Source organism: Streptomyces sp. NPDC101237 (assembly GCF_044767465.1).
Classification (GTDB): domain Bacteria; phylum Actinomycetota; class Actinomycetes; order Streptomycetales; family Streptomycetaceae; genus Streptomyces; species Streptomyces gramineus.
Genome location: NZ_JBIWNY010000019.1, coordinates 87,655 through 108,677 on the forward strand (window position 1 = coordinate 87,655; position 21,023 = coordinate 108,677).

Here is a 21,023-nt window from a genome sequence, read left to right on the forward strand (position 1 = left end):
CCCCCCACGGCGACTCGCGCTGATTCATCACAAACGTAACTCAGAGCAGTGCGGATGCGGCGCCCTTGAGCACCAGTCCCGCACCCAGGGCCACGACCACGAGCGCCGAGGCGAGCGGTGCGGTCCCGCGGACGAGCACGGCCAGGGGGTGGGCGGTCCACCGTGGGCGTCTGTCCAGCACCCGGGTCATTCCCGTACCCAGCCTGACGACGGCGAACCCGGCGGCGGTCAGGGTCAGCGCGAGACCGATGCCGTAGGCGACGACGAGCAGCAGCCCGAACCAGGCCTGCCCGAGGGCGGCGGCGCCGACGAGCACGACCACGGCGGAGGGGCTGGGGACCAGTCCGCCCGCGAAGCCGAGCAGGATGGTGCCGCGGACGGTGGGGGCCGTGGAGTGGGTGTGGGTGAACCCGCCGTGACGGTGCGGCAGACCGGCCTCGGCCTCGTGGCCGTGGCCGTGGCGGTGGTCGTGGTCCCGGGCGGGGCCGTGGCCGTCGTCGTGGGCCCGGTCGTGGGTGTGCGCGTGCGGGTGGTCGTGGGCGTGACCGTGGTCGTGCGGGTGGTCGTGGCCGTGGGTGTGCTCCCGGGCGCCGACCAGGGCCGGTTCCGGCTCCTCCGCCGTCCCGTGGCCGTGACGGTGACCGTGGTCGTGGTCGTGGTCGTGGTCGTGGTCGTGGTCGTGCGCCGTCCCGTGGCCGTGACGGTGACCGTGTCCGTGGTCGTGGTCGTGGTTGTGAGGGGAGTGTCCGCCGGGGTCGTGCCGGTGCGCGCGGGTCCGCCACGCCCTGCGGGTCAGGTTCGCGCCCGCGGCCAGGACCAGGAGGCCGCTCGCGACGCCCAGCCAGGCGATCACCGACGGAGTGGCCGCGGAACCGGCCGTGACCAGGACGCCCAGGGCCACCACGCCCAGGGTGTGGGTGACCGTGACCGACGCGGCCAGCGGGAGGACGTCGCGCAGGCGGGCGCGGCCGCCGCGGGCCGCGGCCGTCGCCGCCATCAGCGTCTTGCCGTGTCCCGGCGCGAGCGCGTGCATCGCGCCGAGGCCGATCGAGACGAGGAGCGCGAGCGCCGCGAAACCGGCCGTGAGGTGGTTGCGGGCGACCAGATCGGTCAGGGCCTGGGTCCAGTGGTCGACGCCCCGCGGCAGGATCGCGGCGCCCGGGGCGGACTGGTGTTCCTCGGCGAGGGCCGGTCCGCCCGGCCGTACCCGCACGGCGGCCGTCGTGACGTCCGCCGGGGAGGAGAGCAGGTCCTTGGGGTAGCTGGTGAGTTCGTGGGAGACGGACGTCTTCGGCACGTCCGTCCGCGTCAGCGTCATCCGGTCGCCGCGCGCCGTGATCTCCCGCCAGCCCGGACCGGTGTCGGTGCCCGCGCTGTGGAAGGAGATGGTGGCCGTGCCGCCCTCGGCGAGCGGCGCGGTCAGCCGGCACTCGACGCGCAGGGTGTGCAACCCGGCCTGCCCGGGGCGGAGTTCGGCGTGACTGGCGGCCACCGTGAGCGTGCTCGCCCTGCCGTCGACGGTCAGGGTGCTGCCGTCGGCCGCGGCGGCGCAGCGCTGCTCGGCCCACCCGGCGGTGCCCAGCCGCTCGAGGTCCGGCCCGGCCTGGGTCGCCGGGATCTCGGCGAGGTCCTCGACGTGGTCGACGCGGAGCTGCCCCGGCGCGGCGACCAGCCCGTCGTACTTGTTGACGGTGAAGTTGCCGAGCGGGTGGGCGCTCGCGGCCGTGGCGGACAGCAGCGTGAGGCCGCCGGCCGCGACGAGCAGGGCGGCGGCGCGGCGGAGGTTCACTTCGTGGCCTCCAGCGCCTTGCGGGCCGCGCGTGCGCCCAGCGGGGAGAACCCCGGGTTGAGTGCGAGGGCTCCGGTGAGCGCGGCCCGGCCGGCCGTCCTGTGGCCGTCGGCCAGCTCGATCATGCCCAGGTGGTAGCCGAAGGAGGCGTTGCGGTAGCCGGTGGCGGCGGCCCGGCGGGCGTACGGCAGGGCCTCCTTGTCCTTGCCGTTGACGTGCAGCGCCCAGGCCAGCGCGTCCGCCGTGTGCACGGTGCGGCGGCGGGCCCACTCGGCGCGGGCCGCCTTCAGCGCCTCGGCCTTGTCGCCGTGGTCGGCGGCGGCGAGCGCGGTGTCCAGGTCGGCGTTGACGCCGTTGGCGCGGGCGAGCGCGATCCAGGCCTCGACCAGCGCGTACTGGTCCTCGGCCTTCGCCCTGTCGCCCTCGGCGCCGCGGTCCTCGTACAGTTCGCCGAGTTCGACCAGGGGCTGGGGCAAAGGGTAGCGGGAGACGACCAGTTCCATGCCCCTGATGGCGTCGGCCCGGTCGCCGGTCGCCGCCTGGGCCCGGGCCCGGCCCTCCAGCGCGGGCAGGTAGTTCTCGTCGGCGGCCAGTGCGCGGGCGTAGTAGTCCAGCGCGCCGTGGTAGTCGCCCTGGTTCCAGGCCAGGAGGCCGAGCTGCGCGGCCACGTAGGCGATGTCGCCCTTCGAGGTGGCCGTGGACAGCGCCTGCCGCAGCACCTGCCCGGCGGTGCGCACGTCGCCCCGCAGTTCGCGCACGTACGCGTACCGGGTGAACACGGGTACGCCCGGCTTGCGCCGGTCCGCGAGGTCGGCGGCCTTCGACGCGTCGGCGTACCGGCCGAGTTCGACCAGGGCGTCGATACGGGAGGACAGGGCGCCGGCGTTGTACGGATTCTGCCCGAGGGCCCGGTCGGCGTAGGTGAGCGCCTGCGCGAACTGGTGCCGGGCGGCGGCGAGCGCGGCCTGTCCGGCCAGCGCCTGGTCGTTGCCCGGCGTGATCCGCAGCGCGCGGGCGAGGGACTTCTCGGCCTGCGGGTAGCGGGACGGGTCGCCCTTGGTGCGCGCCTGTTCGACGTAGGCGAGGCCGAGGGTGGCCCAGCTGTCGGAGTCCCTGGGCTGGGTGCGGAGATGGGCCTGGAGGGAGGCGATCGTCGTGTCCAGGTCGCCGCTCGCCAGCATCGCCGGTGACACGGCGCTGGTCGCGGCCACCGGCGCGCCGCCCTTTCCGGACGCCCCGAAGGCGATCGCTCCGCCGGTCAGCGCGACGGCCAGCAGCACCGCCGACCCGGCGAGTCGGGCGCGCCGCCACTTCCGCCCCGCGGCCGCGAAGCGGCGCAGCGCCATGACGCGCTCGTCGTCCTTCGGGTCGGCGGGCTGTTTGTCGTTCGTACCCGGGGCCATGCCCTCTCCTAGTGGCTGTCGCACGGGTGGCGCGGCCCGCTGCCGTGGGGGATTGAGTGGGAAGCGGGCCGCGCCGGTACAGGGGGGGTGCCGAGCGCCCTCACGGGGCGCGCGGAACCGCGTGGTCAGTCGCGACGGGGCCCGCGGTCACCCCGCCGCCCCGGCCGCGGTGACGCTCAGTACGGCCGCTGCATCCGCCGGCGCCACCAGGCGAGCGCCGCGCCGATCAGCAGCACGCCCGCCGCGCCGGCGGCCGCGGACCCGGCGATCAGGGTCGTGTTGCTGCCGCTGTCGGTGCCGGTCAGGGCGTCGCCGAGGGCGCTCTTGGTGCTGCTCCCGGCCGCCTTGGCGAGCGTGCCGCGGGAACCGGACGTCGGCTCGGCCACGTACGGGAAGTACTTCTCGAAGTTCTTGTCGTTCTTGTCGACCGCGTCGCCCAGGTCGTTCTTCGAACCGACCAGTTCGCCCTCGACGACCTGCAGCGCCTCGTCGATCACGTCGTCGGTGAGCCGGCGGCCGTTCGGGAAGCCCGCGTTGTCACCGTCCAGGACCCCGAGCCGCTTGGGCTTCGCGGTGGGCTTGATGGACGTGTTCAGGCGGAGCATCTCGGACGGAGTCACCTGCGGCTGCTCCTGGTTGAGGCCCTTGACGCCCTTGAGGAACACGTCGACGAGGTCGTTGCGCGGTTCCTTCGGCGCCTTGATGTGGTAGATCGCCTCGATGAGCTTGGGCAGTTCCGGGTTGGTCACGTTCCGCAGGAACTGCGCGTCGTCCTTGGGCTGGGACGCGTTGAACCTGTCCTTGTCCTTCTGCGGGTTGACGACCTCGTTGACCAGCGGGTTGCCGAGGCGCGAGACCTGCGTGTAGTAGCCCTGCGCGTTCCTGCGCTGGGTCGTGGCGTAGATGCCGACGGTCGGACGCGAAGCCGACTGCCGGATCAAGGAGTTCGGCACCTGGAGGGCGATCGTGTTGACGTTGTAGCCCTTGAGGGTGTCGCGGCCGACCTCGCTCAGGTTGCCGCCGTACAGCAGATCGAAGACGCGCAGGTCGGCGAAGAACGGGTCGTCCGCCTGGCCGGCGAAGGTCGCCCCGCCGTTGACCGTCTTGTAGACGGCCTGGGCGCGCAGCTTGCCGTAGTCCGGCATCGACGCCTTGCCGACGTCCGACGGGGCCGCCGGGATGTCGCTCGCGAGCCGCGTCGTGTGCTGCTGCTTGCCGTTGCTGAACTTGATCAGGTCCAGGTTGTACGACTGCGTGACGTTCAGGTCCGGGTCGGTCAGGTTGTCGACCACTCCGGTGTTGTACAGGAACGTCTTCTTGTTCTTTATCTGTGTGCGGAAGGTGTAACGGAAGACCAGATCGTCCTTCGCGTCACCATTGTTGTCGATGTGGATGTCGTACTGGGCGTCGTCGGCGAACTGGTAGAAGTTCGGGCCGCCCGCCGGTTCCTCGAAGGGGATGTAGTCGGACACGATCGTCGTGGTGTCCGGCTTGTCCGGGCTGACGAACGCGTACAGGTCGGTGTTGTCGTACTGCGGGGTGCCCGAGATGAGCGGGGCTTCTCGGTGGGAGGAGGCGGAGGCCGCTCCCGGTTCCAGCGCGGCGACGCTGGCGGCTGTGATCCCGCCGGTGGCCAGTGCCCCACAGACGAGCGAGACAAGGCCCTTGCGCCCCGCGCCGCTCCTGGAGATTAGAGGTGTCATGCCGTCCGTCCCTCGATCCCAACTTGCTTGACGGAGGGGTATACGGAGCGCGGTCGCCTTTCGGATTGGTCCGAAGAAAAAAATCTTTTCTTCCTGCTCGACCCGCGTTTTCGGTCCTCGCGTACGTACTTCTGCCGGAGGTGCGTCAGTTGCGAATGCCTGGTGTGGGGGGACGGGCCGGGTGCGGCCACAGAAGGGGGAGCGGGGTGGAGGCGGACGAACTGCTGGTGCTCGTCGCGGCCGGCGACCAGAAGGCGTTCGAGGACCTCTACGGACTGGTGTCCGGTCCGGTGTTCGGACTCGTACGGCGTGTGGTCCGCGACCCCGCCCAGTCCGAGGAGGTGGCCCAGGAGGTGCTCCTCGAACTCTGGCGCTCCGCACCCAAGTTCGACCCGGACCGGGGCAGTGCCCTGTCCTGGATCCTCACCCTCGCCCACCGCCGTGCCGTGGACCGGGTGCGCAGCGCCCGCGCGGCCGGTGAACGCGAGCAGCGCGAGGCCCTGCGCGCGGGCGAACCGGCCTTCGACCAGGTCGCCGAGGAGGTGGAGGCCGGTCTCGAACGCGAATGGGTGCGCCGCTGCCTCAGCCGCCTCACCGCCCTCCAGCGCCAGTCGGTGACCCTGGCCTACTACGACGGCTACACCTACCGTGAGGTGGCCGAACGGCTCGAACTGCCGCTGGGCACGGTCAAGACGCGGATGCGCGACGGACTCACCCGGCTGCGGGACTGCCTGGGAGGTGCGGCATGAGCCTGGTCGGCCGTCTGCTGCGCCGCGAGGACCCGCACTCGCTGGCCGCGCCCTACGCCCTGGACGCCCTGGAGCCCGGCGAACGCCGCCGCTTCGAGAAGCACCTGGGGAGCTGCGACCGGTGCGCCGCCGAGGTCCGCGCGCTCACCGAGGACGCGGTGCGGCTGGCCTGGTCGACGGCCGCCCCGCCGCCCCTCGCGATGCGTGAGCGGGTCCTGGCCGCCGTACGCGCCACCCCGCAGGCGGCCGCACCCGCCCGCGAGCACGTTCCCAGCCTGCCGCCGCACGTCTGGGGCGCGCAGCCGCCGCCCTCGCGCGCAGGACGGCGGCCCCTGTTCGTGCCGTTCGCCACCGCCACCGCGGCCGCCGCCCTGGTCGTCGCCTCGCTCTTCGCGGTGCAGGCCGGCCGGACGCAGGACCGGCTGGACGCGGAGCGGGCCCAGTCGCGTGAGATCGCCCACGTCCTGGCCGCGCCCGACGCCCGCTCGACCGCGGGCAGGGACTCCCATGGCCAGGGCATCGCGGCGGTGGTCTCCGCCTCGACCGGAGAGGCCGTCGTCACGCTCAGCGGCTACGGCGCTCCGACGGAGGGGCGCGTGCATCAGCTGTGGCTCATGCGCCCCCGTGCGCAACCGCGCTCCCTCGGGCTCTTCGCGGCCGACACGCCCTTGGTCGCCACCGGTCTGGACCGATCGGCCACGTCACTCGCGGTGACCGTCGAGCCCGCGGGCGGCTCTCCGCAGCCCACCAGCCAGCCGATTGTCCAACTCGCCCTGAAATCGGTTGGATTCGGAGAGTAGTCGAAGAGGGGTCGTCAACAGCCTTGCGGGGAAGGTGAATCCTGTGACCGCGATACACGAGTGCCCCATCGGGGCGATAGGGTTACCCTGCCCGGGCCGGGTGGACTCGTACGGGTGGGGAGTGACATGGAGCAGATAACACGCAGCAGGGCGAGGGTTCCTGCGATCACCTGCGGGAGCAGCGCGACCAGTTCGCGCCTCGACCGCCATCTGTCGGTACTGGCGGGTCCCGCCATACCGCAGCAGCAGGCGGTCGAGGCGACGTCACTGATGCGTGAGCTGACCGCGCGTGAACCCGCGCAGCGCAGCGACCGGGGTGCGCGGGTCAGCCGCGTCTCCCTCTTCGCGCCGTTGCGCCGGCTGCGCCGCTCGCTGTTCGGCGGCAGCGGCAGGCACTGACCCGTCCGGCTCGCGCTCAGGCAGCCACACCGTCCCGGCGCAGCGCTGCTCTCTCGGCGTCCGTCATCCCCACGGCACGCAGCAGCGCCTCGGTGTGCTGTCCGAGCGCGGGCACGTCCCCCATCCGCGCCTCGTCCCCGCCCGGCAGCGTGATGGGCGGCAGCAGCGCACGCAGCGGCCCGACCGGCGACCCCACCTCCCGCCACCGCCCCCGGGCCGCCAGCTGCGGATGCTCCGCCAGCCCGGACACGTCCCGCAGCCGCGCGCACGCGATGCCCGCGGCCTCCAGCCGTGCCACCGCCTCGTCCGTGCCGGCCGCTTCGAGGGCCGCCGCGACCAGCTCGTCGGTCCTGGCCCGGTTCGCCACCCGCGCCGCGTTCGTCGCGAACGCCGGATCCGAACCCAACTCCGGCCGCCCGATCACCTGTTCGGCGAGTCGGCGCCACTCCCGGTCGTTCTGCACCGACAGCAGCACCCGGCCGCCGTCCCCGGTCGGATAGGCGTCGTACGGCGCGATCACCGCGTGCGCGAGACCGGTGCGCTCCGGCGGGGTGCCGCCGTGCAGGGCGAGGTGCAGCGGGTGTCCCATCCATTCGGCCAGCGCGTCCAGCATGGACACCTCTACCGGCCCGCCGCGGCCGGTCGTCCCGCGCCGCACCAGCGCCGCCAGGACCCCCGAGAAGACGTACATGCCGGCCGCGATGTCCGCCGCCGGGATGCCCGCCTTCACCGGCTGCTCCGGCGTGCCGGTGACCGACACCAGCCCCGCCTCGCACTGCACGAGCATGTCGTACGCGCGTTTGCCGGAGTACGGCCCCGTCGCGCCGTACCCGGACACGTCGACGGCGACCAGGCGGGGGTGGGCGGCGCAGAGCGTGGCCGCGTCCAGGCCGAGCCGGGCGGCCGCCCCGTGCGCGAGGTTCTGCACGAAGACGTCCGCGTCCGCGACGAGCCGACGCACGACGTCCACCCCGCGGGGGTCCTTCAGGTCCAGCGCGATGGACTCCTTGCCCCGGTTGCACCACACGAAGTGCGACGCCAGCCCCCGCGCGGCGGTGTCGTAGCCGCGCGCGAAGTCGCCGCCGTCGATCCGTTCGACCTTGACGACCCTGGCCCCGAGATCGGCGAGCTGCCGGGTGGCGAACGGGGCGGCGACGGCCTGTTCGACGGCCACCACCGTGATGCCGTGGAGGGGCAGGGGGTCCATGGGCGGCGTCCTTGTCTGCGGGTGGGTGGGAGCGGGTCGCCCGGTTCCTTCCCCAGCGCCCCTGAGCCGGTCACAGCAGGGTCAGCTGACCCGCCGGGCCCTCCTCGGTGTGCTCGAGGATCGAGGCCGGCCTGCGGGACGTCTCCGGCGGCGGCAGGACGTCCGCCGCCCGCAGGTCCGTCGCCGTGATCGGGGTCCCGGTCTCCAGCTCGGCCCGCCGGGACCGTACGTCCGCCAGCAGGACCAGCACCGTGATCAGCTCCAGCAGGTCCGACGTCCACGCCTGGGGCCAGGCCCGCGGGACGATCGCCGCCAGCGTTCCCGGTCCGGCCGACGCCGTCCGGGCCGCGAACCAGGCCTCCAGGACCCGCACGTCGCCCAGGGCGAACTCCCAGGCCTGCGGCGGCACCGGCGAGACGCGGCCCTCGTCGATGTGCAGGGTCTCCTCGTCCGGGTCGTAGCGGACGGTCAGCGGCCGGGCGGGGAGCGGCGCGCGGACGTAGGGGCGGCGGCCGCCCGGCAGCTTGGGGCGTTCACCGTCGCGGCGGAGCAGCCACAGCGCGCGGCGGCCCAGCCGCACGCCGTGGGACCACAGTTCGGGGTCGCCGGTGAGCGGGACCGTGTGGTCGGGTCGGACCGTGGCCAGCGCCCAGGCCAGCACGTCCGGCGGGGCCGGGGTGTGGCCCAGCCGGCCGGCGAGGTGGGCCAGCAGGCCCGGCGCCAGGTTGGGTTCCCGTCCGCCCGGCCTGCGGTACAGCGGGCGGACACGGCCGGTGCGCAGCGTGGGCAGACGGGAGGTCGCGAGCAGGGGCATGCCCTCCGCGGACTCGACGGCGAAGACCTGGTGGGCGTCGGCCACCCGCCACAGTTCCGGGCGGGCCGCGTCGATCAGGCGGTGGTCCGGGATCAGCCACTGCTCGTCGAACGGGGCGGCGAGGACGCGGACGGGGTCCGCGCACGGGCCGGACGCCCGCGCCAGCGGCTCCGTGCTGGTCGGCTGCCCCGGCAGCTGCGGCACGGCCGAATGCACGGTCCTGGCCCGCGTCGGCTCGAACAGGGCCTCGCGGCCGGGGCCCTCCGAGGCGAGGAGGGCGTCCCAGCGGGCCTTGAGGGTCGCCGGATCGGGGGCCGTCGGCCACCCCCGGCCGAGCCGCAGTGGTGCGACGGACCACGGCATGAGGTCCGCCAGCAGCGGAGCGTCGTCGTGCGTCACGCCCGGCATCGTACGACGAGTTCAGGTCGCGTCGAGGGTGACCGTGAAGGAGAAACGGTCGCCCCGGTAGTGGATGACGGCCAGGTCCAGGACCCGTCCCGCGGTGTCGTAGGTGACGCCCGTGTAGTGCAGGATCGGGCTGAGCAGGGGGACCCGGAGCAGCCGGGCCGTCTCCGGGTCGGCCAGCCGGGCCTCGACCGTGTCGGTGATCCGGCCGATGTCCGCGCCGACCACGTCGCGGAGCACCTTGGTCATGGGCCGCCGGGCCAGGTCCTCCGGGTCGATGCGGCCGGCCAGTTCGGGACGGACGTGGTTGCGGGCGTGGTTGGTGGGCTCGCCCGTCTGCTCGTCGCTGCGCAGCCGGTGGTACGTGGCCACCTCGTCGAGATCCGGGAAGTACTCGGCGAGTTCGCCGGTCACGGGTGCCGTGCCGTGCTCCAGCAGCTCGGCCGTCATGCCGGACTGCTGGGCCACGATCGCGTCCACCGAGCCGAGGAGCCGTACCGGGGCGGCCCGCCGGACGTCCGGTTCGATGAAGGTGCCCCGGCGGCGGTGGCGGCTGATCAGGCCCTCGTCCTCCAGCTCCTTCAGCGCCTGACGCATGGTCAGCACGCTGACGCCGTAGTGCTCCGCGAGCTGCTCCTCGGTGGGCAGCCGGAGCGGGTCCCTGGGCGAGCGCCCGAGTATCGAGGCGCGCAGCGACTGCGAGACCTGGTACCAGAGCGGCAGCTTGCGGTTCAGGACGATCGAGTCAGGGGCGAAGGAGGTCACGGGCCATCCGTACCGTCGGGGGGATCTTCAGTGCAAGGGCCGGAAGTGCCGCTCCATGCCCCGCCACACGTCGTCGTAGCGCTGCTGGAGGTGCTCGGCGGTGGCCGCCTGGGGGGTGAGCGTCAGCGGCCAGCGGGTCTCGAACATGAAGGCGAGGCCGTCGTCGATCTTCTGCGGCCGCAGCTCGGCCGCGCTCGCCCGGTCGAACGTCTCCCGGTCGGGGCCGTGCGCCGACATCATGTTGTGCAGCGAGCCGCCGCCCGGCACGAAGCCCTCCGCCTTCGCGTCGTAGGCGCCCTCGACCAGGCCCATGTACTCGCTCATCACGTTCCGGTGGAAGTACGGCGGCCGGAAGGTGTTCTCGCCGACCAGCCAGCGGGGCGCGAAGACCACGAAGTCGACGCCCGCGAGGCCCGGGGTGTCCGACGGGGAGGTCAGCACGGTGAAGATGGACGGATCGGGGTGGTCGTAGGAGATGGTGCCGATGACGTTGAAACGGCGCAGGTCGTAGACGTAGGGCACGTGGGTGCCGTGCCAGGCGACGACGTCCAGCGGGGAGTGGTCGTAGGTGGCCGTCCACAGGTGGCCGCAGAACTTGTTGACCACCTCCACCGGGCCCTCCACGTCCTCGTAGGCGGCGACGGGCGCCTGGAAGTCCCGTGCGTTGGCGAGGCCGTTGGCGCCGATCGGGCCCAGGTCGGGGAGGCGGAAGGGCGAGCCGTAGTTCTCGCACACGTAGCCCCGGGCCGTGTCCTCCAGCAGGTCCACGCGGAAGCGGACCCCACGGGGGACCAGCGCCACGTGTCCCGGCTCCACGTGCAGCAGTCCGAACTCCGTGCGCAGCAGCAGGCCGCCGCGCTCCGGGACGATCAGCAGCTCGCCGTCGGCGTCCGAGAAGACCCGCTCCATCGAGGAGTCGGCGTGGTAGAGGTGCACGGCCATGCCGGTGCGCTGGGTCGCGTCCCCGTTGCCGCCGAGCGTCCACAGGCCCGCGAGGAAGTCCGTGCCGGGCGCCGGCTCCGGAAGCGGGTTCCAGCGCAGCCGGTTCGGGTCCGGGACGGCGTCCGTGAAGGGCGCGGTGCGCAGCGGGCCGTCGACGGCGGCCCGGGTGAACGCCGGGTGGGCGGCCGAGGGGCGGATCCGGTACAGCCAGGAGCGGCGGCCCGAGGCCCGCGGCTCGGTGAAGGCGGTACCGCTGAGCTGCTCCGCGTACAGGCCGAGCGGCGCGCGCTGCGGGGAGTTGCGGCCCACGGGCAGCGCGCCCGGCACCGCCTCCGAGGCGTGCTCGTTGCCGAACCCCGAGAGGTACGCCAGTCCCTCCGCGGTCTTCCGCGCTGCCGCCCGCCGCGACTCGCTCGTGCGGGAGGTGCCCCCATCGCCCATGATCGCTCCCTGGACCGGTGTCCGCCTGATTCCTATGCATCACCGTAGGATTGAGTGGGGGCGGTTGCAAGGGGGCCGGGATCATTCCGGGGGTACGGCGAGAACCCGAGCGCGGGGGGATCCGGTCCGCGGCGCGCTGTTCTACCCTCCCGGGCATGTCGTGGACGCGTGGACTGCCGGGCGCGCTCGCGGTCTGTGTCCTGCTGTGGGCCACGGCGGCGGGCTGCGGGAGCGGCCAGGCGCACGGGCGGCGGGAGCCGGGTCCGTCCGCGCCGGCGGGCACGCTCCTCGGCGACACGGACGAGGGCGGACGCCACTACCGGGAGGTCGCCGGGAAGCGGGCGCCCGAGGTGGGCACGGTGGTCACGCCCGACGCCTCCGGGGGCTGGGACGTACGGCTCGACGTGCACCGCTTCCGTTTCTCCCGGGCCGGCACGGCGCCCCGGGCGGTCGCCGGGCAGGGCCTCGCCTACCTCTTCGTGGACGGCGGCCTGGTGACCCGGTTGCGCGGACCCGCCTACCACCTGCCCGCCGGGCTCGTCCCGCACGGCACCCACCACGTCACCGCCCGGCTCTACGCCGACGACGGCACGGTGTGGGCCGTGCACGGCAGACCGGTGGAGAGCACGGCCGACGTCACGGCGTCGGGTGCGGAGACGGCACCGGCCGCGCCGACGGCCACCCGGACACCGTGACCGGTGACGACGGCCGGCCCGCCGCGCGGATGAGTGCATGGGCCACTCGTCTCCGTACTGGGGGGCGAGGTTCACCCGGTCCCCGCGGAAAGGCATCATGAAGCCCGTGCCCCCAGCGCCCCCGCTTCGCAAAGCTCCCGTCCAGCGCCGCAGCGCGGAACGGCTGACCAGGATCCTGGACGCCTGCGCCGACCTCCTCGACGAGGTCGGCTACGAGGAGCTGAGCACCCGGACCGTCGCGGTGCGCGCCGGAGTGCCCATCGGGTCCGTCTACCGCTTCTTCGGCAACAAGCGGCAGATGGTCGACGCCCTCGCCCAGCGCAACCTGGAGCGCTACACCGAGCGGGTCGCCGAGCGGCTGAAGGACGCGCCGAAGGGCGACTGGCGGACGGCGATGGACGCGGTCCTGGACGAGTACCTGGCCATGAAGCGCACGGCTCCCGGCTTCTCGCTGGTCGACTTCGGCAACCAGATCCCGGTCGGCGCCCGCCACGCCGAACCCAACCGCCGGGTCGCCGACCGCCTCACCGACCTGCTCTCCGACTACATCGGCCGTGTCCCGGACGAGGACCTGCGCCGCACGTTCCTGGTGGCCGTGGAGGCCGCCGACACCCTGGTCCACCTGTCCTTCCGGATGGATCCGGAGGGCGACGAGACGATCATCGCGGAGACACGGCAGCTGCTGCGCGCCTACCTCGCCCGGGTCCTGGACTGACCGCTCGCCCCGCGCCGCCCCCGGCGGCGGTGACGTCCCGTCAGGGGACGGGCGGCCGGGTGCCGGTGGGCGGCATCCCGCGGGCGCGGGGTGGGCCGGCGGGCATGCTGGTCAGCCTGTCGGTCCTGTCCGCGACCGACATCCTGACCGCCCACCTGCCGGTGGTCGGCGAGCACCGGGGCATCGCCCCGGCCGTGATCGGCGTCCTGCTCGGCGTCCGGGCGGAGGCGGGACGGGGTCGCGGAGCGGGCGGAGGGGACCGGCATTGCGCCGCACGAGCGATATCTGACGGCGCGTCGGACGTCGATGCCGCGGGCCGTGGAGTGCATGGGTGACAGTCCAGACGAAGGCCGATTTGTATGAAAATCGTCTAACTCGGAGGAGCTTGCATGCCCACGCTCACACTGCCACGCACCGTCGGTACCCGTGCGGGCGCCACCGTCGTCCTCACCGCCCTCGCCGCTGCGGGCGCGTCGTGGGCGGTCGCGCCGATCGCGGCGGCACAGGGGGAGAACGGCGACATCAGGATCCACCGAGTGGGTGTGCCCTTCGGCGTCTCGAAGGACGACCCGGCGGTCTGCAGATTCTACCTCGACGCCGTCAACTTCGACGTTCTCACCGCCATCGCCTACACCATCACGCCCCAGCCGCCGCTGCCGACCGCGGCCACCGTCGCCGGCACCATCCAGCTCGCGGCCGGCGCCGGGCACACCGACCCGCTCGGTCTGGCGGACGGGCAGTACAAGATCGCGTGGGTCGTGGGCGGCGCGTTGAAGGAGAAGGTCTTCCGGGTCAACTGCCACGACGGCAAGCAGGACGGGGCGCCGGGCCAGGGCGGGCCGAACGGACCTGGCGGCGAGAACGGCCAGGGCGGCGACCACGGCGGTCCTGGCGGCCAGATCGAGGACAACCAGCGGGGCGACTCCTGGGTGCAGGGCGGCGAGCACGGCGGTCCGCAGGGCGGTGTGCACGCGGGCGGCGGCGGTCTCGCCGACGCGGCGGCCTCCTTCTCGCCCCTGGCGGCGGTGACGGCCGTGGGCCTGGTCGCGGCCAGCGGTGTGGTGTACGTCCGGCTGATCCGCCGTCGGCCCCATGGCGCCGCGTAGGCGCAGACGCAGGCCCTGGTACCGGACCCGCGGCTTCCGCCTCGCCAGGACGGCCCTGCTGGCGCTCATGCTGGTGACCGTGGTCCGGTGCTCGGGGCCCGGCGGACCGGACGGGTCGGACGCCCTGCCGGCGGCCGGCCCCGGCCGGGACGGGTCCGAAGGGCCCCCGCCCGAGCCGCTGTCCCGGTCCCGGCCGACGTCGATGCGGATCCCGTTCCTCGGCGTCGACGCGCCGGTCACCGGGGTCCGGCTCGACCGGGGACGGCAGTTGGAGACCCCGCCGGTCGACGACCCGAAGCTGATCGGCTGGTTCGAGGGCGGCGCCACGCCGGGGGAGTCCGGGCTCGCGGTCGCCGTCGGCCACCGGGACACCAGGACGGGGCCCGCCGTCTTCGCGGCGCTGGCGCAGGTCAAGCCCGGCAAACTGATCGAGGCCGAGCGCGCGGACGGCCGTACCGCCGTCTACACCGTGGACCGGGTCAAGGTCTACGACAAGGCGGGCTTCCCGAGCCGGGAGGTGTACGGCCCGACCCGGCGCCCCGAACTGCGGGTCATCACCTGCGGCGGCCTCTTCAGCCGGACGACGGGCTACACCAGCAACGTCGTGGTCTTCGCGCACCTGACCTCGACGCGGTGACCGGGCGGGTGCGGGCGGCGGCCCGCACCCGCCCGCCGGCGTGCCCGCTCGCCGTACGGCCCCGGTGGAGTGCCGTCGCCGACCTGGACGGGTGAATCGGGGCGGGAAGCCGGGACCCGTGGGGAACGGACCCCCTACAAAGGGGCATGCGCACTCCTTCGCTCCGTCACCGCCCGGCCCTCCTGCCGGCCGGAGTCCTGCTCGCCGGTGCCCTCGCCGCCCCCACCGCCCCCACCGCCCCCACCGCACCGGCCGACAGCCGGCCCGCCGCCTCACCGGTGCGCGGGAAGGCATGCCTGGAGACCCGGCTCTTCTTCGGTACCGCCCGGCCGGACGGCGAACCCGCCGTCACCGACCGGCAGTTCGCGGCCTTCGTCGACAAGGTGGTCACCCCGGACTTCCCCGACGGGCTGACCGTGCAGAGCGGGCGCGGCCAGTGGCGGGACGCGCACGGCACGATCGAGAAGGAGCGGTCCTACGAACTGGTCCTGCTGTGCCCGCGGTCGGCGACGGCCGATGGCGACCGGAAGATCGAGGAGATCCGGCGGGCCTACGAGAAGGCCTTCGCGCAGGAGAGCGTGGGGCGGGTGGACGAACGGGTCCGGGTCGACTTCTGACGGTCCGTCCGGCCGCGGGTCCCTGGCGCCGAAAAACTATCGCCGCTAGTTTGTGAGGCCGGAGACCCAGCCCCGCCGGGAGGAAGCAGCATGAAGGCACACGACGGCCTGTACATCGACGGCGCCTGGCGCGCCGCCGTGAGCCAGGACGTGATCGAGGTCGTGAACCCGGTGGACGAGCAGGTCATCGGCCGGGTGCCGGCGGGCGGCGCGCCGGACGTCGACGCCGCCGTGCGGGCCGCCCGCGCCGCCCTGCCGGCCTGGGCCGCCACCCCGCCCGCCGAGCGGGCCGCCCGGCTCGGCGCGCTCCGCGACGCGCTGGCGGCCCGCAAGGACGAGATCGCCGCGACGGTCACCGCGGAACTGGGCGCGCCGCCGCAGTTCTCCCAGGCCGTGCACGCGGCCCTGCCGATCGCCGTCGCCGGCTCGTACGCCGAACTGGCCGCGGTCCATCCCTTCGAGGAGAAGGTCGGCAACTCGACCGTCCACCAGGAGCCGGTCGGCGTGGTCGGCGCGATCACGCCCTGGAACTACCCGCTGCACCAGATCGTCGCCAAGGTCGCCCCGGCGCTCGCGGCCGGCTGCACGGTCGTGCTCAAACCCGCCGAGGACACCCCGCTCACCGCCCAGCTGTTCGCCGAGACGGTGGCCGAGGCGGGCTTCCCCGCAGGTGTGTTCAACCTGGTCACCGGCCTCGGGCCGGTCGCCGGCCAGGCCCTCGCCGAGCACCCTGGGGTGGACCTGGTCTCCTTCACCGGGTCCACGGCCGTCGGCAGGCGGATCGGCGCGGTCGCCGGGGCCGCCGTGAAGAAGGTGGCCCTCGAACTGGGCGGCAAGTCGGCGAACGTCATCCTGCCCGGCGCCGATCTCGCCAAGGCCGTCAACGTCGGCGTGGCCAACGTGATGTCCAACTCCGGTCAGACGTGCAGCGCCTGGACGCGGATGCTGGTCCACACCGACCAGTACGCGCAGGCGGTGGAGCTGGCGGCGGCCGCCGCCGAGAAGTACGGGGACCGCATCGGGCCGCTGGTCAGCGCCAAGCAGCAGGAGCGGGTGCGGGGTTACATCGACCAGGGCGTCGCCGAGGGCGCCCGGCTGGTCACGGGCGGCTCCCAATCCCCGCGCGAGCAGGGCTATTTCGTCAGCCCGACGGTGTTCGCCGACGTCACTCCCGAGATGACGATCGCGCAGGAGGAGATCTTCGGCCCGGTGCTGTCGATCCTGCGCTACGAGGACGAGGAGGACGCCCTGCGGATCGCCAACGGCACGGTCTACGGGCTCGCGGGCGCCGTCTGGGCCGGGGACGAGGCGGCGGCGGTGGCCTTCGCCCGGCGCATGGAGACCGGCCAGGTCGACATCAACGGCGGCCGCTTCAACCCGCTGGCGCCGTTCGGCGGCTACAAGCAGTCCGGCGTCGGCCGGGAACTCGGCGCGCACGGCCTCGCCGAGTACCTCCAGACCAAGTCCCTTCAGTTCTGAGGAGGTGGCCGCGATGACCGCCACGGTCCGAGCCGCCGTACTGCCCGCCGTGGGCGCCCCGCTCACGGTCACCGAGATCGACCTCCCGGACCCCGGCCCCGGCCAGGTCCGGATCCGCCTCGCCGCCGCCGGCGTCTGCCACTCCGACCTCTCCCTCTCCGACGGCACCATGCGGGTGCCCGTCCCCGCGGTCCTCGGCCACGAGGGCGCGGGCACCGTCGTCGCCGTGGGGGAGGGCGTCACCCGGCTGGCTCCCGGTGACCCGGTCGTCCTCAACTGGGCGCCGTCCTGCGGACACTGTCACGCCTGCACGCTCGGCGAGGTCTGGCTGTGCTCCGACGCGCTCTCGGGCACCGCCGCCGTGCACGCCCGCACCGCGGCCGGCACCGAGCTGCACCCCGGCCTGAACGTCGCCGCGTTCGCCGAGGAGACGGTGGTCGCCGAGTCCTGCGTCCTGCCGCTCCCGGCCGGCGTCCCGCTCACCGACGCGGCCCTCCTCGGCTGCGCCGTGCTCACCGGCTACGGCGCCGTCCACAACTCGGCGCGGGTCCGCGAGGGCGAGAGCGTCGCGGTGTTCGGCGTCGGCGGGGTCGGCCTGGCCGCCGTGCAGGCGGCGCGGATCGCGGGCGCGTCCCGGATCGTCGCGGTGGACGTCTCCGCGGCGAAGGAGGAACTGGCCCGCGCCGCCGGTGCCACCGACTACGTGGTCGCCTCCGACACCACTCCCCGGGCGGTCCGCGCGCTCACCGGCGGACAGGGCGCCGACGTCTCCGTGGAGTGCGCGGGCCGCGCGGTCAGCATCCGCGCGGCCTGGGAGTCCACCCGCCGGGGCGGCCGCACCACGGTGGTCGGCATCGGCGGCAAGAGCGAGCAGGTCACCTTCAACGCCCTGGAGCTCTTCCACTGGGGCCGCACCCTGTCCGGGTGCGTCTACGGCAACGCTGACCCGGCCCACGACCTGCCGGTGCTCGCCGAGCACGTGAGGGCCGGCCGCCTGGACCTGGGCGCGCTGGTGACGGAACGGATCTCCCTGGAGGGCATCCCCGCGGCGTTCGAGAACATGCTGGCGGGCAAGGGAGGCCGGGCGCTGGTCGTCTTCTGACCCGGCCGCCCGTCAGGACACCCGCTCGGAGCGCGTCTCCCCGGCCGCCGGCGCGGCGAGGGGAGCCGCGTTCCGGGCGCGCGCCCGCGTCCGGGACACCGCCACACCGGCCAGGCACAGCGCCCCGCCCGCCAGGGTGAGCGGACCCGGCACCTCGCCGAGCGCCAGCCAGGACATCAGCACGACCAGCGCCGGTACCGCGTACGTCGTCGCGCCCATCCGGCTCGCGGTGGTCCGGGCCAGGGCGTACGCCCAGGTCGTGAAGGCGAGCGCGGTCGGGAACACACCGAGGTAGACCATGTCGAGGGTCGCGGACAGCGGCGCGCCGGCCACCTGGTGCACCAGCTGCCCGGCGAACGGCAGACAGGCCGCGGTGCCGACCAGACACCCGTACGTCGTCACCTGGAGCGCGCTCGCGCGGGCCAGGGCGGGCTTCTGGGCGACCACACCGGCCGCGTAGGCGACCGCGGCGAGCAGGCACAGCACCACGCCCAGCACCGAGGAGCCGCCTCCGCTGGCCATCGACAGGCCCACGGTCACGGCACCGGCGAACGACACCGCCATGCCTGCGAGCAGCCGGGGCGGCATCGGGTCGCCGAGCAGCCGGGTCCCGAGCAGGGCGATCAGCAGGGGACCGATGTTCACCACCAGGGCGGCCGTCCCCGCGTCCACCCGCTGCTCGCCCCAGTTCAGGGCGACCATGTAGAAGCCGAACCACAGCACCCCGGATATCGCGACGCCCCGCCAGGCGGAGCGGGGCGGCAGGCCCTCGCGTCGCACGAGGCAGAGCAGGACGAGCGCCAGGGACCCGGAGAACAGCCGGCCCAGCGCGAGGGCGCCGGGGGAGTAGGAGTCCCCGGCACTGCGGATCGCCACGAAGGCGGAGGCCCACAGCACGACGGTGACGGTGGCGGCCAGCGCCGGGAGCAGCGGGCGGCCTGCGGAGGAGGAACGATCGGTCATGGCACCGAGGGTAGGGAGCGGCGGCGGCCGGGGCTCGCGGTTTTCGGACGGGGCACCGAGCGGCGGGACCGGGTCGCCCTAGGCGTCCGGCGCCAGGGCCGAGAACTGCTCCTGCAACCCGTCGAGCAGCGCCCGCAGGCCCGTCTCGAACGCCCGCTCGTCGATCTTCTCCTGCTGGTCCGCGAGCAGGTGCGCCTGGCCGAGATGGGGGTAGTCGGCAGGGTCGTACGCGCTCGCGTCGTCCACGAAGCCCCCGGCGAAGGACCCGAGCGCCGACCCCATGATGAAGTACCGCATCAGCGCCCCGATCGACGTCGCCTGCGCCGGCGGCCATCCGGCGTCCACCATCGCGCCGTAGACCGCGTCCGCGAGGCGCAGCCCGGCGGGACGGCGGCCTGGACCGCGGGCCAGCACCGGGACGATGTTCGGGTGGTCGCGCAGCGCGGCCCGGTAGGACACCGCCCAGTCGTGCAGCGCGGTCCGCCAGTCGCGTCCGTCGCCGCCCTCGAACATGGACAGGTCCACCTGGGCGCTCACCGAGTCCGCGACCGCCTCCAGGATCTCGTCCTTGGTGCGGAAGTGGTTGTAGAGCGAGGGCCCGCTCACCCCGAGCCCGGCCGCGAGCCGCCGGGTGGAGACGGCGGCCAGGCCCTCGGCGTCCACGAGTTCCCGCGCCGCCCGGACGATCCGGTCGGTGCTCAGGAGGGGCTTGCGCGGTCGGGCCATGGCGCACATAGTAGGGCGGGAACAGAAAACTAGCAGTGCTAATTTCAATCTGGGGTGATCCCGTGGTGGACCTGGGGCTCAGCGAGGAGCAGACCGCCGTACGGCAGCTCGCCCGGGACTTCGTCGAGCGCGAGATCGCCCCGCACGTGATCGCCTGGGACCGCGCCGAGGAGGTGGACCGGGGGATCGTGAAGAAGCTCGGCGAGGTCGGCTTCCTCGGTCTGACCGTCGACGAGGAGTACGGCGGCTCGGGCGGCGACCACCTGTCGTACTGCCTGGTCACCGAGGAGCTGGGCCGCGGCGACTCCTCGGTGCGCGGGATCGTCTCGGTCTCCCTCGGCCTGGTCGCCAAGACCGTCGCGGCCTGGGGCGACGAGGAGCAGAAGCGGCGCTGGCTGCCGGGACTGACCTCCGGCGCGTACGTGGGCTGCTTCGGCCTCACCGAACCCGGCACCGGCTCCGACGCGGGCAACCTCACCACCCGTGCCGTCCGCGACGGCGACGACTACATCGTCAACGGCACCAAGATGTTCATCACCAACGGCACCTGGGCCGACGTGGTCCTGCTCTTCGCCCGCTCGACCGACGCGCCGGGCCACCAGGGCGTGTCCGCCTTCCTGGTGCCGGCCGACAGTCCGGGCCTGACCCGGCGGCCCGTGCACGGCAAGCTCGGCCTGCGCGGCCAGGCCACCGCCGAACTCGTCCTGGAGGACGTGCGCGTGCCCGGCGCCGCGATGCTCGGCCCCGAGGGCAAGGGCTTCTCCGTCGCCATGTCGGCCCTGGCCAAGGGGCGGATGTCGGTCGCCGCCGGCTGCGTCGGCATCGCCCAGGCCGCCCTGGACGCGGCCGTCGGGTACGCCGGTGAGCGCGAGCAGTTCGGCACCCCGATAGCCGGCCACCAGCTGGTCCAGGAGCTGATCAGCGACATCGCCGTGGACGTGGACGCGGCCCGGCTGCTGACCTGGCGGGTCGCCGACCTGATCGACCGCGGCCTGCCGTTCGCCACCGAGTCCTCCAAGGCCAAGCTCTTCGCCTCCGAGGCCGCCGTGCGCGCCGCCAACAACGCCCTCCAGGTCTTCGGCGGCTACGGCTACATCGACGAGTACCCGGTCGGCAAACTCCTGCGCGACGCCCGGGTGATGACCCTGTACGAGGGCACCAGCCAGATCCAGAAACTGCTCATCGGGCGGGCGCTGACGGGCGTTTCGGCGTTCTGAGTACGTCCCTGAGTACGCGGGCGGATGTGGCGCGGGCCGGGTCAGGCGATGCTCGGTCCATGAGTGAGACACCCGTCAGACAGCAGAACACCGCCGCCTTCTACGGCCAGGCCGTCGCCTCCTTCGGCCTCGCCACGACCGCGACCTGCGTCGGCATCGTCCGGCTGCACGCGGACGCCTGGGTGCGCGGTTTCCTGGGCATCGCCGTCCTCTACCTCGTCACGTCCGCCTTCACGCTCGCGAAGGTTGTCCGGGACCGCCAGGAGGCCGGGCAGATCGTCAGCCGCGTCGACCAGGCCCGACTGGAGAAGCTGCTGGCCGAGCACGACCCCTTCGACAAGCTCTGAGC

21 protein-coding genes and 1 pseudogene are annotated in these 21,023 nt (G+C 73.7%); 13 read left to right on the forward strand and 9 right to left on the reverse strand.

The annotated features are described in order from the left end of the window. Nucleotides 1–40: 40 nt before the first annotated feature. Genes ACIRQ9_RS27100 through ACIRQ9_RS27110 form a run of 3 tightly spaced genes read right to left on the reverse strand, consistent with a single transcriptional unit; the run spans nt 41 to nt 4,895 of the window. Nucleotides 41–1,789, reverse strand: coding sequence for a sulfite exporter TauE/SafE family protein (locus ACIRQ9_RS27100; protein ID WP_404178653.1), 1,749 nt, complete (start codon nt 1,787–1,789; stop codon nt 41–43). Beyond that, nucleotides 1,786–3,321 (reverse strand): tetratricopeptide repeat protein, encoded by a 1,536-nt coding sequence (locus ACIRQ9_RS27105; RefSeq protein ID WP_404178942.1) that lies wholly within the window; start codon nt 3,319–3,321, stop codon nt 1,786–1,788. The genes ACIRQ9_RS27100 and ACIRQ9_RS27105 overlap by 4 nt, the downstream gene beginning before the upstream one ends. 47 nt (nt 3,322–3,368) lie before the next feature. Continuing rightward, a complete protein-coding gene (locus ACIRQ9_RS27110) occupies nt 3,369–4,895 on the reverse strand; it encodes a DUF4331 domain-containing protein (RefSeq protein ID WP_404178656.1) in 1,527 nt (508 codons plus the stop codon). A 206-nt stretch (nt 4,896–5,101) separates the two neighbouring features. On the opposite strand from ACIRQ9_RS27110, the gene ACIRQ9_RS27115 reads away from it, so the two are divergent. The 3 genes from ACIRQ9_RS27115 to ACIRQ9_RS27125 all read left to right on the forward strand — a co-directional run bounded on the left by ACIRQ9_RS27115 (nt 5,102) and on the right by ACIRQ9_RS27125 (nt 6,843). After that, nucleotides 5,102–5,644, forward strand: a complete 543-nt coding sequence (locus ACIRQ9_RS27115) for a sigma-70 family RNA polymerase sigma factor (protein ID WP_404178659.1) — start codon at nt 5,102–5,104, stop codon at nt 5,642–5,644. Continuing rightward, the gene (locus ACIRQ9_RS27120; RefSeq protein WP_404178662.1) at nt 5,641–6,444 is read left to right on the forward strand and encodes an anti-sigma factor domain-containing protein; all 804 of its coding nucleotides are present in this window, start codon (nt 5,641–5,643) and stop codon (nt 6,442–6,444) included. The genes ACIRQ9_RS27115 and ACIRQ9_RS27120 overlap by 4 nt, the downstream gene beginning before the upstream one ends. A 126-nt stretch (nt 6,445–6,570) precedes the next feature. Further along, nucleotides 6,571–6,843, forward strand: a complete 273-nt coding sequence (locus ACIRQ9_RS27125) for a hypothetical protein (protein WP_351320600.1) — start codon at nt 6,571–6,573, stop codon at nt 6,841–6,843. A gap of 16 nt (nt 6,844–6,859) precedes the next feature. Here ACIRQ9_RS27125 and ACIRQ9_RS27130 read toward each other — a convergent pair whose 3' ends face one another. The 4 genes from ACIRQ9_RS27130 to hmgA form a co-directional block, all read right to left on the reverse strand. Then, complete coding sequence (locus ACIRQ9_RS27130; protein ID WP_404178665.1) at nt 6,860–8,050, reverse strand: CaiB/BaiF CoA transferase family protein; 1,191 nt, start codon at nt 8,048–8,050, stop codon at nt 6,860–6,862. 70 nt (nt 8,051–8,120) lie between these two features. Then, complete coding sequence (locus ACIRQ9_RS27135; RefSeq protein WP_404178668.1) at nt 8,121–9,272, reverse strand: type ISP restriction/modification enzyme; 1,152 nt, start codon at nt 9,270–9,272, stop codon at nt 8,121–8,123. A 12-nt stretch (nt 9,273–9,284) separates the two neighbouring features. After that, nucleotides 9,285–10,034 carry a GntR family transcriptional regulator gene (locus ACIRQ9_RS27140; RefSeq protein WP_404178671.1) on the reverse strand — a complete coding sequence of 250 codons (750 nt, stop codon included), beginning with the start codon at nt 10,032–10,034 and terminating at the stop codon, nt 9,285–9,287. A 27-nt stretch (nt 10,035–10,061) separates the two neighbouring features. Next, on the reverse strand, nt 10,062–11,417 hold the full coding sequence (hmgA, locus tag ACIRQ9_RS27145) for a homogentisate 1,2-dioxygenase (protein WP_404178674.1): 1,356 nt from the start codon (nt 11,415–11,417) through the stop codon (nt 10,062–10,064). A 155-nt stretch (nt 11,418–11,572) separates the two neighbouring features. Here hmgA and ACIRQ9_RS27150 point away from each other — a divergent pair, with 155 nt between their 5' ends. From ACIRQ9_RS27150 to ACIRQ9_RS27185, 8 genes and pseudogenes are all read left to right on the forward strand, one after another. Continuing rightward, nucleotides 11,573–12,112: a hypothetical protein gene (locus ACIRQ9_RS27150; RefSeq protein ID WP_404178677.1), complete on the forward strand. Its 540-nt coding sequence runs from the start codon at nt 11,573–11,575 to the stop codon at nt 12,110–12,112. Nucleotides 12,113–12,209: 97 nt separating this feature from the next. Further along, on the forward strand, nt 12,210–12,827 hold the full coding sequence (locus ACIRQ9_RS27155) for a TetR family transcriptional regulator (RefSeq protein ID WP_404178680.1): 618 nt from the start codon (nt 12,210–12,212) through the stop codon (nt 12,825–12,827). A gap of 26 nt (nt 12,828–12,853) precedes the next feature. Beyond that, nucleotides 12,854–13,057: pseudogene (locus tag ACIRQ9_RS27160) on the forward strand (MFS transporter); the annotation flags it as partial. A 159-nt stretch (nt 13,058–13,216) separates the two neighbouring features. Next, nucleotides 13,217–13,933, forward strand: a complete 717-nt coding sequence (locus ACIRQ9_RS27165) for a hypothetical protein (protein WP_404178683.1) — start codon at nt 13,217–13,219, stop codon at nt 13,931–13,933. Next, nucleotides 13,920–14,570, forward strand: coding sequence for a class F sortase (locus ACIRQ9_RS27170; protein ID WP_404178686.1), 651 nt, complete (start codon nt 13,920–13,922; stop codon nt 14,568–14,570). Before ACIRQ9_RS27165 ends, ACIRQ9_RS27170 begins: the two co-directional genes overlap by 14 nt. Before the next feature lie 146 nt (nt 14,571–14,716). After that, nucleotides 14,717–15,187, forward strand: coding sequence for a DUF3574 domain-containing protein (locus tag ACIRQ9_RS27175; protein WP_404178689.1), 471 nt, complete (start codon nt 14,717–14,719; stop codon nt 15,185–15,187). A gap of 90 nt (nt 15,188–15,277) precedes the next feature. Continuing rightward, nucleotides 15,278–16,666: an aldehyde dehydrogenase family protein gene (locus ACIRQ9_RS27180; RefSeq protein ID WP_404178692.1), complete on the forward strand. Its 1,389-nt coding sequence runs from the start codon at nt 15,278–15,280 to the stop codon at nt 16,664–16,666. A gap of 13 nt (nt 16,667–16,679) precedes the next feature. Then, nucleotides 16,680–17,768: a Zn-dependent alcohol dehydrogenase gene (locus ACIRQ9_RS27185; RefSeq protein WP_404178695.1), complete on the forward strand. Its 1,089-nt coding sequence runs from the start codon at nt 16,680–16,682 to the stop codon at nt 17,766–17,768. Nucleotides 17,769–17,780: 12 nt separating this feature from the next. Here ACIRQ9_RS27185 and ACIRQ9_RS27190 read toward each other — a convergent pair whose 3' ends face one another. Together ACIRQ9_RS27190 and ACIRQ9_RS27195 are read right to left on the reverse strand one after the other, a co-directional pair. Beyond that, complete coding sequence (locus ACIRQ9_RS27190) at nt 17,781–18,731, reverse strand: DMT family transporter (protein WP_404178698.1); 951 nt, start codon at nt 18,729–18,731, stop codon at nt 17,781–17,783. A 78-nt stretch (nt 18,732–18,809) separates the two neighbouring features. After that, the gene (locus ACIRQ9_RS27195; protein ID WP_404178701.1) at nt 18,810–19,457 is read right to left on the reverse strand and encodes a TetR/AcrR family transcriptional regulator; all 648 of its coding nucleotides are present in this window, start codon (nt 19,455–19,457) and stop codon (nt 18,810–18,812) included. A gap of 65 nt (nt 19,458–19,522) precedes the next feature. Here ACIRQ9_RS27195 and ACIRQ9_RS27200 point away from each other — a divergent pair, with 65 nt between their 5' ends. After that, entirely contained in the window at nt 19,523–20,674 is a 1,152-nt protein-coding gene (locus ACIRQ9_RS27200; RefSeq protein WP_404178945.1) for an acyl-CoA dehydrogenase family protein, read from the forward strand. A 59-nt stretch (nt 20,675–20,733) separates the two neighbouring features. Next, nucleotides 20,734–21,021, forward strand: a complete 288-nt coding sequence (locus ACIRQ9_RS27205) for a YiaA/YiaB family inner membrane protein (protein ID WP_404178704.1) — start codon at nt 20,734–20,736, stop codon at nt 21,019–21,021. The last annotated feature ends 2 nt before the right edge of the window (nt 21,022–21,023 follow it).

Excerpts from the sequence above, each read along its gene's own strand:
- ACIRQ9_RS27110 (WP_404178656.1), bottom strand. The coding sequence starts at position 4,895 with ATGACACCTCTAATCTCCAGGAGCGGCGCGGGGCGCAAGGGCCTTGTC.
- ACIRQ9_RS27185 (WP_404178695.1), top strand. The coding sequence starts at position 16,680 with ATGACCGCCACGGTCCGAGCCGCCGTACTGCCCGCCGTGGGCGCCCCG.
- ACIRQ9_RS27195 (WP_404178701.1), bottom strand. The coding sequence starts at position 19,457 with ATGGCCCGACCGCGCAAGCCCCTCCTGAGCACCGACCGGATCGTCCGG.
- ACIRQ9_RS27180 (WP_404178692.1), top strand. The coding sequence starts at position 15,278 with ATGAAGGCACACGACGGCCTGTACATCGACGGCGCCTGGCGCGCCGCC.
- ACIRQ9_RS27165 (WP_404178683.1), top strand. The coding sequence starts at position 13,217 with ATGCCCACGCTCACACTGCCACGCACCGTCGGTACCCGTGCGGGCGCC.
- ACIRQ9_RS27170 (WP_404178686.1), top strand. The coding sequence starts at position 13,920 with ATGGCGCCGCGTAGGCGCAGACGCAGGCCCTGGTACCGGACCCGCGGC.
- ACIRQ9_RS27130 (WP_404178665.1), bottom strand. The coding sequence starts at position 8,050 with ATGGACCCCCTGCCCCTCCACGGCATCACGGTGGTGGCCGTCGAACAG.
- ACIRQ9_RS27205 (WP_404178704.1), top strand. The coding sequence starts at position 20,734 with ATGAGTGAGACACCCGTCAGACAGCAGAACACCGCCGCCTTCTACGGC.
- hmgA (WP_404178674.1), bottom strand. The coding sequence starts at position 11,417 with ATGGGCGATGGGGGCACCTCCCGCACGAGCGAGTCGCGGCGGGCGGCA.
- ACIRQ9_RS27120 (WP_404178662.1), top strand. The coding sequence starts at position 5,641 with ATGAGCCTGGTCGGCCGTCTGCTGCGCCGCGAGGACCCGCACTCGCTG.
- ACIRQ9_RS27135 (WP_404178668.1), bottom strand. The coding sequence starts at position 9,272 with ATGCCGGGCGTGACGCACGACGACGCTCCGCTGCTGGCGGACCTCATG.
- ACIRQ9_RS27155 (WP_404178680.1), top strand. The coding sequence starts at position 12,210 with ATGAAGCCCGTGCCCCCAGCGCCCCCGCTTCGCAAAGCTCCCGTCCAG.
- ACIRQ9_RS27190 (WP_404178698.1), bottom strand. The coding sequence starts at position 18,731 with ATGACCGATCGTTCCTCCTCCGCAGGCCGCCCGCTGCTCCCGGCGCTG.
- ACIRQ9_RS27125 (WP_351320600.1), top strand. The coding sequence starts at position 6,571 with ATGGAGCAGATAACACGCAGCAGGGCGAGGGTTCCTGCGATCACCTGC.
- ACIRQ9_RS27150 (WP_404178677.1), top strand. The coding sequence starts at position 11,573 with ATGTCGTGGACGCGTGGACTGCCGGGCGCGCTCGCGGTCTGTGTCCTG.
- ACIRQ9_RS27175 (WP_404178689.1), top strand. The coding sequence starts at position 14,717 with ATGCGCACTCCTTCGCTCCGTCACCGCCCGGCCCTCCTGCCGGCCGGA.